Source organism: Paraburkholderia caribensis, assembly GCF_002902945.1.
Lineage (GTDB): Bacteria > Pseudomonadota > Gammaproteobacteria > Burkholderiales > Burkholderiaceae > Paraburkholderia > Paraburkholderia caribensis.
This window is the reverse complement of sequence record NZ_CP026103.1, coordinates 1,265,308-1,278,723: the sequence shown is the minus strand read 5'-3', so window position 1 is coordinate 1,278,723 and position 13,416 is coordinate 1,265,308. Positions and strand designations below refer to the sequence as shown.

11 protein-coding genes and 1 pseudogene are annotated in these 13,416 nt (G+C 63.8%); 3 read left to right on the top strand and 9 right to left on the bottom strand.

From position 1 onward, the window contains the following. Positions 1 to 28 precede the first annotated feature (28 nt). The 5 genes from C2L66_RS35305 to C2L66_RS35285 all read right to left on the bottom strand — a co-directional run bounded on the left by C2L66_RS35305 (position 29) and on the right by C2L66_RS35285 (position 5,380). Complete coding sequence (locus C2L66_RS35305) at positions 29 to 718, bottom strand: hypothetical protein (protein WP_060608513.1); 690 nt, start codon at positions 716 to 718, stop codon at positions 29 to 31. Positions 719 to 991: 273 nt separating this feature from the next. Beyond that, entirely contained in the window at positions 992 to 2,320 is a 1,329-nt protein-coding gene (locus tag C2L66_RS35300; RefSeq protein ID WP_060608510.1) for a dicarboxylate/amino acid:cation symporter, read from the bottom strand. A gap of 124 nt (positions 2,321 to 2,444) precedes the next feature. Continuing rightward, a complete protein-coding gene (gene leuD / locus C2L66_RS35295) occupies positions 2,445 to 3,059 on the bottom strand; it encodes a 3-isopropylmalate dehydratase small subunit (protein WP_060608507.1) in 615 nt (204 codons plus the stop codon). Further along, the gene (gene leuC, locus C2L66_RS35290; RefSeq protein WP_060608504.1) at positions 3,056 to 4,474 is read right to left on the bottom strand and encodes a 3-isopropylmalate dehydratase large subunit; all 1,419 of its coding nucleotides are present in this window, start codon (positions 4,472 to 4,474) and stop codon (positions 3,056 to 3,058) included. The genes leuD and leuC overlap by 4 nt, the downstream gene beginning before the upstream one ends. 27 nt (positions 4,475 to 4,501) lie before the next feature. Then, complete coding sequence (locus tag C2L66_RS35285) at positions 4,502 to 5,380, bottom strand: alpha/beta fold hydrolase (protein WP_060608503.1); 879 nt, start codon at positions 5,378 to 5,380, stop codon at positions 4,502 to 4,504. Positions 5,381 to 5,495: 115 nt separating this feature from the next. Between C2L66_RS35285 and C2L66_RS35280 the strand changes: the two genes are divergently transcribed. Together C2L66_RS35280 and C2L66_RS35275 are read left to right on the top strand one after the other, a co-directional pair. Next, entirely contained in the window at positions 5,496 to 6,392 is an 897-nt protein-coding gene (locus tag C2L66_RS35280; RefSeq protein WP_054932404.1) for a LysR family transcriptional regulator, read from the top strand. Between the two features lie 126 nt (positions 6,393 to 6,518). Further along, positions 6,519 to 6,776 (top strand): annotated as a pseudogene (locus tag C2L66_RS35275) (IS256 family transposase); the annotation flags it as partial. A 963-nt stretch (positions 6,777 to 7,739) separates the two neighbouring features. Here the strand turns inward: C2L66_RS35275 and kdgR are convergent. The 3 genes from kdgR to kduI all read right to left on the bottom strand — a co-directional run bounded on the left by kdgR (position 7,740) and on the right by kduI (position 10,373). Further along, positions 7,740 to 8,624, bottom strand: a complete 885-nt coding sequence (kdgR, locus tag C2L66_RS35270) for a DNA-binding transcriptional regulator KdgR (protein ID WP_054932403.1) — start codon at positions 8,622 to 8,624, stop codon at positions 7,740 to 7,742. Positions 8,625 to 8,721: 97 nt separating this feature from the next. Next, positions 8,722 to 9,501: a 2-dehydro-3-deoxy-D-gluconate 5-dehydrogenase KduD gene (kduD, locus tag C2L66_RS35265; RefSeq protein ID WP_060608500.1), complete on the bottom strand. Its 780-nt coding sequence runs from the start codon at positions 9,499 to 9,501 to the stop codon at positions 8,722 to 8,724. Between the two features lie 35 nt (positions 9,502 to 9,536). Continuing rightward, a complete protein-coding gene (gene kduI, locus C2L66_RS35260; protein WP_060608497.1) occupies positions 9,537 to 10,373 on the bottom strand; it encodes a 5-dehydro-4-deoxy-D-glucuronate isomerase in 837 nt (278 codons plus the stop codon). 281 nt (positions 10,374 to 10,654) lie between these two features. Between kduI and kdgT the strand changes: the two genes are divergently transcribed. Next, complete coding sequence (gene kdgT / locus C2L66_RS35255; RefSeq protein WP_054932400.1) at positions 10,655 to 11,674, top strand: 2-keto-3-deoxygluconate transporter; 1,020 nt, start codon at positions 10,655 to 10,657, stop codon at positions 11,672 to 11,674. A gap of 144 nt (positions 11,675 to 11,818) precedes the next feature. Here the strand turns inward: kdgT and C2L66_RS35250 are convergent, their stop codons facing one another. Then, entirely contained in the window at positions 11,819 to 13,033 is a 1,215-nt protein-coding gene (locus C2L66_RS35250; protein WP_060608494.1) for an MFS transporter, read from the bottom strand. Positions 13,034 to 13,416 lie beyond the last annotated feature (383 nt).

The following is a 13,416-nucleotide window of genomic DNA, read 5'->3' as shown; positions in this document are numbered from 1 at the left end:
GCATGCAGACAACACGCGCTGCTTCGTCCTACCAGCCGCCGTAACCGCGGTAGCCGTAATAGCCGGGGCGGTACATGGGCACCTGCGCCGCATACTGCATCGGCATGACCGGCTGGCTCACGTAGACGGGCTGGTGGTAGACGGGCACGTACTGCACGGGCGGCGGCTGATACGGCTGGAACACCACCGTTTGCATCTCTTCGGGCGAAGGGCCGTCGTACATCGGCGGCTGCGTATAGACGACCGTCGCGGGGCGGTAGCGCGGACGCGGCGGCGCGGGTGCATATTGCACGGGTGCCGCGTCGTCATCGTCGTAAGCTGCTTGCGTCTGCAACTGCCGCTGCGCGACGTGCGGCTGATTCACGCGCCGGACCTGCGCGTTGTCGTCGGAAGGCATGTCGGACGGCAACGGCGGCGGTTGCTGCGCACTGGCCTTCGACGTGCGCTTCAACTGCTCGCGCAACGAAGCGTAAGTGTCGGCATCCTCCTTCGCGCGGGCGTTGTAGCCGCTGTGATAGGCGTCGCTCAGATCTTTCAGACGCGCTTTATTTTCCTCGTCGGCGGTCATCTGCTCTTCGCCCGGATCGAGCGAAGCCTCGCTCACGCCGCCATTGTCATAGGCTGACCGCGGCCCGTCAGCCCACGCAGCGGCCGACAGAAGGGCTGGCCCGAAGGCCACGGTCAACGCCGCAGACCCGAGCAATGTGCTGATTCTCATGGTTGTTACCTCGCTGGTGGTCATACACGGCAAACACAACTCTGTACGCGTGTCCGGTGCTGACCGCAGGCGAATCAGCATCCCGCCGGAACCTGACATACACCCATGCTGCACGCCTCTACCAGGGTTGTCAGGGACGACCCCGGGTAGCGGACGCGCATCGCGTCGTCCGCACGATCAACATGATGTGGATTAACTTGCCAGCAATCGATCCGGCCGGATGCGATGTAACGCACATTGCGCGCTATTTGTGTGATGAGGAAAAACGCGAGGTTATGCTTTTTCGATGTCGGTGCTTTGCGCTGCGGCTGGTGTCTCGAAGTGTGGGTGCTGGGAATCGTCAGCGCGGCGCCCGAGCGCGGCGGCGAGCGCGTCGCGATCCAGGCCGCCTTCCCAAGCCGACACGACGATCGACGCCACGCCGTTGCCGATGATATTCGTCAGCGCGCGGCACTCGGACATGAAGCGGTCGATGCCGAGTATCAGCACCATCGCCGCGACGGGTACGGTCGGCACGACGGACAGACTCGCGGCCAGCGTGATGAAACCCGCGCCCGTCACGCCCGTCGATCCTTTCGAGGTCAGCATCGTCACCAGCAGCAGCGTGATTTCCTGCGTGACGGTCAGATGCGTGTTGGTCGCCTGCGCGAGAAACAGCACGGCGAGCGTCATATAGATGTTCGTGCCGTCGAGGTTGAACGAGTAACCCGTCGGCACGACGAGCCCGACCACGCCGCGCGGGCAGCCGAGCCGTTCGAGCTTTTCCATCAGTTGCGGCAGCGCCGCTTCGGACGTCGACGTGCCGAGCACGATCAGCAGTTCGTCGCGGATATAGACGAGAAAGCGCCACAGGCTGAAACCGCACATCCGGGCGATCAGCCCCAGCACGATCGCGACGAACAGGGCCGCCGTCAGATAGAACGAGCCGATCAGCTTGAGCATCGGCAGCAGGGAGACGATGCCGTAGCGGCCGATCGTGAACGCCATCGCGCCGAACGCGCCAATGGGCGCGAGGCTCGTGATCATATGCACGATGCGAAAGAAGGCTTTCGACAGTGTCTCGACGAGATTCGTCACGGGCGCTGCCTTGTCGCCCAGCACGGCTAGCGCCGAGCCGAACAGCATCGCGATCACCAGCACGGGCAGGATATCGCCTTGCGTCATCGCGCCGGCGAAGGTGTCGGGGATCGCGTGCATGACGAACGCGACGATGCCGTCGCCATGCGCAGCCTGCGCCGCGTAGCTCGATACGGCGCTCGCGTCGAGCGTGGCGGGATCGACGTTGAAGCCGCTGCCTGGCTTGAGCACATGCGCGGCAACGAGTCCGATCGCGAGCGCGAGCGTCGACGCGGCTTCGAAATACAGCAGTGCCTTGCCGCCGACGCGTCCGACCTTCTTCATGTCCTGCATGCCGGCGATGCCCGTCACGACCGTGCAGAAGATCACTGGCCCGATGATCATCCGCACCAGTTTGATGAACATGTCGCCGAGCGGCTTCAGCGCGACGGCTTCATGCGGCGCGAAGTGTCCGAGCAGCACGCCCGCGGCGATGGCGAACAGCACCTGGATATAAAGAACCTTGTAGAACGGTTTGCGCTTCATGTCTCCTCCGTTTTTCGGGGCAAAGCGGGGCCGTTCCCTTCTGCAGTCGGAAGGGAATCGGCGTATCTGAATGGAACAGGGCGATGCGGCCGTCGAAGCCGCTATGGCGACGGCGGCGCGGCTTTCATAGCACTTGCGCCCACGTGTGCCGCGCGAAATGCGCGCGCTCGAACGCCTCGATATCGGCCAGCGACGCGAGCGACAGGTCGATCGTGTCCATGCCTTCGATCACCATTTGCTTGTGGCGCGCGCCGAGCGGGTACGTGTAGGTCAGTCCTGGCGCACTCGTTACGGTCTGCCGTTCGAGATCGATGCGCAGCGTCGATTCAGGCGTTTGAGTCGAAGCCTGCATGAGTGCATCGATTGCGTCGCGTTCGAGTTGCACGAGCAGCAGCCGGTTGTTCATCGCGTTGGAATAGAAAATCTCCGCGAAGCTCGGTGCGATCACTGCCTGAAAGCCGTATTGCTGCAAGCCCCAGACCGCGTGCTCGCGGCTCGACCCGCAGCCGAAGTTCGCTCCGCCGATCAGGATGCGCGCGCCGTCCCAGGCGCGCTGGTTGAACACGCAGTTGGCGCGCGGCGAGCCTTGCGCATCGAAGCGCAGGTCGTACAGCAATCCTTCCGCAAGACCGGCCTTGTCGACGACGCGCAAAAACTGCTTCGGCATGATCTGATCGGTGTCGAGGTTGTCGATGGGCAACGGCGCAGCCTTGCCTTCGATAATCGTCAAGCGGTTCATTGTGTGTGTGCCTCCAGTGTGCGGACGTCGGTGATGCAGCCGGTCAGCGCGGCGGCTGCTGCCATCGCGGGACTCATCAGATGCGTGCGGCCGCCGCGCCCCTGGCGTCCTTCGAAATTACGGTTGGTCGTCGATGCGCAGCGCTCGCCTTCGTCGAGCATGTCGTCGTTCATCGCAAGGCACATCGAGCAGCCGGGCTCGCGCCATTCGAAGCCGGCGTCGATCAGCGTCTGCGCGATGCCTTCCCGTTCTGCCGCGCGGCGCACGCTGCCGGAGCCGGGCACCACCATCGCGCGCACGCCTTGCGCGACACGCTTGCCGCGCACGATCTGCGCGACGCTGCGCAGATCTTCGATACGCCCGTTCGTGCACGATCCGATGAAGACACGATCGATCCGCGTGCCGGCCAGCGGCTGTCGTGCTTCGAGTCCCATGTAATCGAGCGCGCGGCGCAGCGACGCGGCGGCTTCGCGTGAAGGCTGTTCGGCTTCGCCGGGTATGCGCGCATCGATTGCGATGGCCTGGTCGGGACTCGTGCCCCACGTGACGAACGGTGCGATGTCGCGTGCGTCGAAACGGTGCTCGGCGTCGAAGTGCGCGTCGTCGTCGGAGCGAAGCGCGCGCCAGTCGTCGAGGGCAGCTTGCCACGCGGCTTCGTCGAGCGTTCTGGCGTGTGCGCGCACGTAGTCGAAGGTGGTCGCGTCGGGCGCGATCAGCGCGGCGCGCGCGCCTGCTTCGACGGTCATGTTGCACAAGGTCATGCGCGCTTCCGCCGACAGCGACGCGATGGTCGATCCCGCGAACTCGACCGCGTAGCCGCGCGCGCCCTGTGCGCCGATGCGGCTGAGCAGCCAGATCACGACGTCTTTCGATGACGTGCCATAAGGCAACGTGCCGTCGATCACGATGCGCATGGTCTGCGCGAGCCGGTAGACGAGGGTTTGCGTCGCCAGCACATGCTCGACTTCGGACGTGCCGATGCCGAATCCCAGCGCGCCCAATGCGCCGTACGTGGTGGTGTGGCTGTCGCCGCACAGGACGACCATGCCGGGCCGCACGAGTCCCATCTCGGGCGCGACGATGTGCTCGATGCCTTGCATCGGATCATTCGCGGCGAGCAGGCGGATGCCGGCGCGCTCGCAGTTGCGCGCGAGATTCTGCGCGAGCACGAGCGATGCGGCGTCGCGGATCACGCGCGGCGTTTCGGCGTGAGTCGGAATGATGTGACTGACGACGGCGAGTTGCTGGCGTGGCCTGCGCACCGCGCGGCCACGCGCTTCGAGCGCGCTGAAGGCCTGCGGGCTGGTGTATTCGTTCATCAGATGCAGATCGACGTACAGCAGCACGTTGTGTTCGTCGATGCGCGAGACGAGATGCGACTCGACGAGCTTCTGGTAGAGGGTTCGTTTCGACATGATGAGATGAGTTTCCTTGTGTTGGCGTCACGCGCCAAGAAAGGGCAGCACGCGGTCCAGTAAAAGTTGCGGCGCTTCTTCCGGGATGTAGTGGCCGCAGGGCAGTGCTTCGCCCTGGACTTGCGGTGCGTATGGCCGCCACTCCGCAAGCGGCGCGAAGCACTGCTGGATCACGCCGTGTGCGCCCCATAGCGCGAGGAAGCCGCACTTGATCTGCTCATGCGCGGCGAGCGTCGCGCGGTCGTGTTCGAGGTCGATCGTGACGCTTGCCCGGTAGTCCTCGCAGATGCCATGCGCGGTCGCGGGGTTGGACAGACAGCGCAGATATTCGGCGTAGGCTTCGGCCGTGAACGGCGCGAGCCCTGCGCTGCGCGCGCCGATCGTCTGCTTCAGATAGAGGTCCGGGTCCGCGCGGATCAGCGTCTCCGGAAACGGCGCGGGCCGCACCAGCATGAACCAGTGCCAGTAGGCGCGGGCGAAATCGAACGAGGTCTTCTCGTACATCGCGAGCGTCGGCGCGACGTCGAGCGTGACGAGGCGTTCGACGGCGTCGGGGTGATCGAGCGCCATGCGCGCGGCCACGCGCCCGCCGCGGTCATGGCCGATCACGGCAAACGACGCGAAGCCGTGAGCGCGCATCAATTCGACCTGATCGAGCGCCATGCGGCGCTTCGAGTAGTTCGCGTGATCCGCCATGCCTTGCGGTTTGCCGCTGTCGCCGTAGCCGCGCAGGTCGGCGGCGATCACGGTGAAGCGGGCGGCCAGTGCGGGCGCGACCTTGTGCCAGATTGCGTGGGTCTGCGGGTGGCCGTGCAACAGCAGCAGCGCGGGACCGCGTCCGCCCTTGATTGCGTGAATCGTGATGCCGTCGATGTGGGCCGACGCATCGGTGAATCCTTCGAACATCGTTGTCTCCCAAGGTTGAATCGAGTCTAATTGATGCCTCGGGCGATAGGGTTTCCTTGAATGCATTCCGGTCGTAACTGCAAGGAACGAATCACGTTGGTGGGAGACGGTGAAAATGGATGGCTTTTCAGATCTGAATCTGTTCGCGCTGGTTGCGCGGCATCGCAATCTGGCAGCGGCGGCGCGCGAGCTTGGCGTGACGCCGCCGGCTGTCAGCAAGCGCCTGGCGCAACTCGAGCGGCGGCTCGGGGTGCGCCTGATGAACCGTACGACGCGGCGTCTGAGCCTGACGCCGGAGGGCGAGCTATACCTCGCGAATGGCTCGCGGATACTCGACGAGTTGCAGGAACTCGAACAACTGGTGACGCGTAGCCGCGCTGAACCGGCGGGGTTGTTGCGGGTGAATGCGTCGTTTGGTTTTGGCCGTGCGCGGATTGCGCCTGCGATTTCCGATTTCGTCGCGCGTTTTCCGTCGATGAAGATTCAGCTTCATCTGACCGACAGGCCGATGAGTTTGCAGGAGGAGGGTTTTGATCTTGGCATCCGGTTTGGCGAGGTGCCGGATGCGCGAGTCAATGCGCGCTTGTTGATGAAGAACCGGCGGATCGTGTGCGCGTCGCCCGCGTATGTGGAACGGCATGGGATGCCGTCGCTGCCGCATGATCTGACGCGGCACGCGTGTATCGTGCTGCGCGAGAATGAGTCGGCTTATGGGACGTGGCACTTTTCACGCGGCAAGCGCGTGGAGACTGTGAAGGTGGATGGGCCGCTCGCCAGTAATGATGGTAGTGCAGTGCTGCACTGGGCGCTTGAAGGGCGGGGTGTTGTTGTGCGTTCGGAATGGGAAGTTGGGGAGTATCTGGAGCGGGGCGTGCTCGTGCCGCTTTTGGTTGATTGGGCGCTGCCCGGGGCGGATATTCATGCGATTTATCTTGAGAGGAATCAGTTGTCTGTTAAGTTGCGGACGTTTGTTGATTTTCTTGGGGAGTATTTGCGGGGTTTCCCGCGGTGAGGTTTTTTTTGCGCCTTCGCGAGGTGGGGTTTGCTGCGCATGCTGTTTGGTTTATTTGCCTTTGCGCTGGCATCCGGGGCCTATCCGTCATTTTGTGGGCGAGGCATATCATGAGAGGTAAAAGTCATGGATATGCCAATGAAGAAGAAACGCACGGTGGCGTCTCAGGCAGCGGCCCGAGGGCCGCTGCCTGAACTGCCCAAAGCACTGCTGGACGAGCTGGTCAAGGGGCCGATGACGCCGACCGAGGTGCAGGATCTGATGCTGGCGTTTAACAAGGCGATTATCGAACGCGCGATGGGTGCGGAGATGAATCTGCATCTGGGGTATCGGCATCCGCGAATTGTTAGCTCGCTTCAGGCGTCGCCCCTGTGCGGGGCGGCACCTACTTTTCTTTGCCGCCGCAAAGAAAAGTAGGCAAAAGAAAGCGGCTCACACCGCCAGCCCTTGACCTTTGTCCACGGGCCCCCAACGGCCCCACGCTTCACCCGCCAGCGCCCTCGTTCGTGCGCGTTGCCAGCGCGCTGAATAAGCGCCTCACCCACTTCAAACACCCGTACATGAGCCAGCGGCAGCGAATGGTATGTGCCGCCCAGGTGGCAAACTGTGTGTAGGTTGTCGCGTCGTATGGCTTGGCGCTCTTACCGGGTGGGGCGCGTGCGCAATCGGTCTGGAGTGAAGCGTGTGGAGCACCGAGGGCCGACACACAGTTTGCCACCTTGGCGGCCGTGGACTATCTGGCGTGGCGTGCCGTGACGCGGGAACGTGAAGCGGGTGAGGCGCACCGCAAGAGCGTTAGCAACAAACGTGGGTCACGTGATTGCCGTGTGAAGCGTAAGAACCTTTGGGGGCCCTCAGGCAAGAATTAGCGCTGGCGGTGTGAGCCGCTTTCTTTTGCCTACTTTTCTTTGCGGCGGCAAAGAAAAGTAGGTGCCGCCCCGCACAGGGGCGACGCGTGAAGCGAGCTAACAAAGCGCGGATGCCAGCGCAACGGCAAACGCACAGGGGCGACGCGTGAAGCGAGCTAACAAAGCGCGGATGCCAGCGCAACGGCAAACGCACAGGGGCGACGCGTGAAGCGAGCTAACAAAGCGCGGATGCCAGCGCAACGGCAAACGCACAGGGGCGACGCCTGAAGCGAGCTAACGAATCGCGGATGCCAGCGCAAAGGCAAACGCACAGGGGGCACCGCGTGAAGCACGCTAACGTAACGCGGATGCCAGCACAAAGCCAAAACAACCCAAATCCCAGCGGGCAAACCCCAGAACAACCAAACCGCTCGCACAACACCCACCGCATCGCGGATACAGAACCAGACCGCCCGCGCCGCAAAGGCGCCTTCCTCCCTCATCCCGGATGCGTGACCTCAGCCGCCTCCTGCGCCTGCTCACGATACCCGAGTCGCGCCGACACAGCAGCCCCTGCAGCCTTGAGCAAACCCACGTAATGCAACCTGGTATCAGCCCCGCACCGCATGGTCGGAAACGACACAGAAAGCCCCGCAATCACACGCCCGAATCGATCGAACACAGGCACAGCCAGACATCGCAAGCCTTCTTCCTGCTCCTCGATATCCTCGCCATAACCCTGCGCCCGCACTTGCGGCAAAATGCTCATCACGGCATCGGCAGAGGCCAGCGTCTTCGCCGTCGACTTGCGAAACTCGACATGCGACAACACCTCGCGCGCTTCAGCAGGCTCCATCCACGCCAGCAACACCTTGCCAATCGCCGTGCTATGCAACGGATTGCGCCGCCCAATGCGCGACTGCATCCGCAACCCATAGTCGGCGTCGATCTTGTGAATGTAGATAATCGCGTCTTCGTCGAATGTGCCGAGATGCACGGCCTCACGCGTCGCGCCCGCAATGCGCCGCATTTCGATGTCGGCCTCGCGCACGAGATCGACGCTTTCCAGCGCCTTCGCGCCCAGTTCGAACAGGCGGATGGTCAGGCGATACCGCTCGGTCTCGACCTCTTGCGTCACATACCCAAGCGCCCTGAGCGTCTGCAGCACGCGATGCACCGTCGTCTTCGACAGCGAAAGCCGTTGCGACAGCTCGCTGATGCCAATCTGCCCGCTGTCGCCAATCGCGCCGAGGATCGCGAACACGCGCGCGATCGACGACAGCGATTCGCCTTTGTCGGCGGCGTCCGCGTCGGACGCGGGCGGGGCGGCGGCGCGCTTGCGGGGCGCGGCGGCCGTGGTCTTGAGTTTGTCGATGGCTGCCATAGTCTCTGCGCAGCGGTTGCCCGCAGCGTCCTTCCACAACGATGTTTCTGATCGCCGAAATATACCGCGTGCGCCGCGCAATTCACATCAAATCACATCACCGCGCGAGCCAGCCGCCGTCGACAGCGAGCGTATGGCCGTGCACATAGTCCGAAGCCGGCGACGCCAGAAACACGACGGGCCCCGCGAGATCGTCAGGCGTGCCCCAGCGTCCCGCCGGGATGCGCGCGACGATCTCGCTGTTGCGCTGCTCGTCGTCGCGCAGCGCCGCCGTGTTCGACGTCGCCATGTAGCCCGGCGCGATCGCATTCACGTTGATGCCGCGCGCGGCCCATTCGTTGGCAAGCAGGCGCGTGAGTCCGAGCATGCCGCTTTTCGACGACGTGTACGACGCGACGCGGATGCCGCCCTGGAACGACAGCATCGACGCGACGTTGATGATCTTGCCGCGCTGCTCCCGCTCGACGTAATGGCGCGCAACGGCCTGCGCCAGAAAGAACGCGCTCTTCAGGTTCACGTTCATCACCGCGTCCCAGTCGTCCTCGCTGAACGTGAGCGCGTCCGCGCGCCGGATGATGCCCGCGTTGTTCACCAGCACGTCGATGCGCCCGCAGGCTTCGAGCGCCGCGCGCACGATGTCGTCGACGGGTGCGATGTCCGACAGGTCGGCGCTCACGCCGACATAGCGGCGGCCCAGCGCCTTCACCTGTTGCGCGGTGTCGCTGTCGTCCGAACGGCTCACGCCGACGATGTCGCAGCCCGCGGCCGCGAGCGCGCGCGCCATGCCCGCGCCGAGCCCCGTGTTGCTGCCCGTGACGAGCGCGACCTTGCCGCTGAGATCGAAGGGACGCAAAGGTTGCGAAGGGTGCGAAGTCATGCGCGATTCCTGTTCGATGAAAGCCTGCGTTGCATCTAGCGCAGATCGCGCACGGCGAGATGGTCCATGTCGCTGAACACCTGGTTCTCGCCGACCATGCCCCAGATGAACGTATAGGCGCGCGTGCCGACGCCCGAGTGAATCGACCAGCTCGGCGAGATCACGGCCTGCTCGTTGTGCACGAGAATATGCCGCGTCTCCTGGGGCTCGCCGAGCATGTGGAAGACGGCGGCATCGTCGGCGACGTTGAAGTAGAAATAGACCTCCATGCGCCGCTCGTGTGTGTGGCAAGGCATCGTGTTCCAGAGGCTGCCGGGTTCGAGCTTCGTCATGCCCATCGACAGCTGGCAGGTCGGCAGCACTTCGGGAACGATGAACTTGTAGATCGTGCGGCGATTGCTCGTAGCGGGATCGCCGAGCGTTTGCGGCGCTGCCTCGGCGAGCGTGATGGTGCGCGTCGGATACGTGGCCTGCGCGGGCGCGCAGTTCAGGTAGAACTTCGCGGGATGCGCGGCATCCTCGCTGCCGAAGGTCAGCGACTGCGTGCCCTTGCCGACGTAGATCGCTTCCTCGTTGCGCACCGCGAAGCGCTTGCCGTCCGCCTCGACCCAACCGTCACCGCCGATATTGATCGCGCCGAGTTCGCGCCGCTCCAGCAGATAGCCGACGCCGATCGACTTGCCGAGCGAGCTGGGCACTTCGACGGCGCGCGTCTGCGGAAACGCGCCGCCGACGATGATCCGGTCGATATGGCTATACGTGAGCGCGAGCGCATCCGGCTCGAACACTTTCTCGACCAGAAACTCTTTTCTGAGGCCTGCCGTGTCGAGCGTTTTTGCGTATTCGCTGTTGATGCTCTGCCTGACTTCCATGTCTCCTCCACTGCCGGGCGGCACGCTGGACGCCGCCTCCGGGTTGATTGTGCGCGCAGTCTAGTATAATCGGAACGTCGGTCCGAAATAAGGAAAACGCCAGATATCCATATTGCGGGAGATGAACTGTCATAGCAGGGTAAACGATTAATCTGCGTGCCGACAAAAACGGAACATCGTTCCTTTGTCGATGCTATAGTCCGCGGACAGGTGGATGTAGCCGGACCATACCGGAGCTTTCCGCCGTTCCCATCGCCGGCCTGGCGTCGTATGGAGGAGACATGAAACTGAAGAAGGTAATCGACCGCGTACCGGGTGGTCTCATGCTGATACCGCTGTTGCTCGGCGCGTGCGTGCATTCGTTCGCGCCTGGCGCCGGCAAGTATTTTGGGTCGTTCACGAATGGCCTGATCACGGGCACCGTGCCGATTCTCGCTGTCTGGTTCTTCTGCATGGGCGCGACCATCGATCTGCGCGCCACGGGCACCGTGCTGCGCAAATCGGGCACTTTGCTCGTCACGAAGATGCTGGTCGCGTGGCTCGCGACGATCGTCGCGTCTTCGCTGCTGCCTATAGACGGCATCAAGACGGGGCTGTTCGCCGGGCTGTCGGTGCTGGCCATCACGACCTCGATGGACATGACCAACGGCGGCCTCTATGCCGCCGTGATGCAGCAGTACGGCACGAAGGAAGAAGCGGGCGCGTTCGTGCTGATGTCGATCGAATCGGGGCCGCTCGTCAGCATGATCATTCTCGGCGCGACGGGCGTCGCGTTCTTCGAGCCGCGGCTGTTCATCGGCGCGGTGCTGCCGTTCGTCATCGGCTTCACGCTCGGCAATCTCGATAGCGCGCTGCGCGAACTGTTCGGCCGCTGCGTGGTGCCGTTGATTCCGTTCTTCGGCTTTGCGCTCGGCAACGGCATCGACCTGAACGTGATCGTCAAGAGCGGCATTCCGGGCGTGCTGCTCGGGCTCGGCGTGATCGTCATCACGGGCATTCCGCTGATTCTCGCCGACCGCTATATTGCGGGCGGCAATGGCGCGGCGGGTCTGGCGGCATCGTCGACGGCGGGCGCGGCCGTCGCCAATCCGTCGATCATCGGCGAGATGATTCCGCGCTTCAAGCCGATGGTGCCGGCAGCGACGGCGATGGTCGCCACCGCGTGTCTCGTCACCGCGATTCTCGTACCGATCCTGACGGCGATGTGGGCGAGGCGTGCCCGGCTGAAAGCAGGGCAGAGCGCGCGGATGGACGAGGACGAAGCGGGGCCGTTGCCGCAGCCGCTCGGCGCGCACGAATAACGCGCACAAGCGGCGCAAAAGCGGCGCGAAACCAACGCACCAGCGACTCGCGCGCTGCAGGCAAAACGGCGCGAGCCGGCAGATCAGTCGAGCCGGTTCGCGCCGTTGTCGTCGATGCTGTCGAAAGAAAGGCCGTTCAGGTGTTCATGCGTGGCCTGCTGCATGCGGCCGGCCGATCACGAGGTAATGTGCGAGCGCGAACACTGGGAAAGCCGTCGCGACGCTTGCCACCAGCGTCCAGCCGCCGTGATCGTACAGCGGGCTGGCGAGCGCCGAACCGATCGCGCCACCGACGAAGATGCTCGTCATATACAGCGCGTTCAAGCGGTTGCGGCTCGCGGCGTGCAGCGCGTAGATTTCGCGCTGGCCGAGCACCATGTTCATCTGCACCGCGAAGTCGAGCACGACACCCGTCACGACGAGACCGGCAACGCCCCACGCCGGATGGATCAGACCTGGCGTATAGGCGAGCGCGCCGACCACGAGCGCGATCAGCGTCGCACGCACCGTGTGGCCTGCGTCCGCGAGCCGGCCCGCGATGGGCGCCGACGTCGCGCCGATTGCGCCCACCAGCGCGAACACGGCGATTGCCGTCTGCGACAGGCCGTAATGCCGGGTCAGCTCGACGGGCACGGCGGTCCAGAACAGGCTGAACGAGCCGAACATCAACGCCTGATACAGCGCGCGATGACGCAGCACGGGCATGGTGCGCAGCAGATGGCCGAGCGATGCGATCAGTTGCGGATAGGTGGCCTGGTGCGAGGGCTGGCGCTTTGGAATGGTCAGCGCGAGCACGGTCGTGACGATTGCCATAAGCACGGCGGCCGAGCCGAATACGACGCGCCATCCGAAATGACCGGCGACGACGCTCGAAATGGGCCGCGACAGCAGGATGCCGAGTAGCAGCCCGCCCATGATCGTGCCTACGACGCGTCCACGCGTTTCATCCGGCGCGAGATGCGCGGCTAGCGGAATCAGGATCTGCACTGCAACGGAGCTGAAGCCGATCAGCAGCGAGACTGCGAGAAATGCGCCCGGCGCATGCGTGAACGACGCGGCCGCGAGGCTCGCAATCGATACGAGCGCTGTCGTGATCATCAGCTTGCGGTTTTCTAGCAGATCGCCTAGCGGCACGAGGAAGAACAGGCCGAGCGCGTAGCCGATCTGCGTGAGCGAGACGATCAGGCTCGCCATGCTACTCGACATGTGGATGGACGGGGCGATCAGTTCAGTGATCGGTTGCGCGTAGTACAGGTTGGCGACGATCGCGCCGCAACTGAATGCGAATAGCGCGATCAGGCCGCGCGTGAGCGCGGCTGGTGTGTCGCTGCGTGCGAGCGTCGAAGTACTGCTGGGCATGCTGGCTCCTATTTCTTTCGCCTGATTGACGGCTGTCACCTGGATGCTTGGGGGGCGCGTTGTCGACGTTTTCTGTGTTGCTGGGCAGCATAGCGAATTGCAGGGAACAGTGCGCGCGGCGTGTATTCGAAAGGTTAGTGGGTGTGGTTGCTGTTGCGCTGGGATCCGCGGTTTGGCGTTTTTTTCGCTGGCATCCGCGATGCGTTATCTAGCTTCACGCGTCGCCCCTGTGCGGGGCGGCACCTACTTTTCTTTGCCGCCGCAAAGAAAAGTAGGCAAAAGAAAGCGGCTCACACCGCCAATTCTTGACGTTTGCCCACGGGCTCCCAACGTCCCCACGCTTCATTCGGCAACCACATGACCCATGCCCGTTGCCAGCGCTC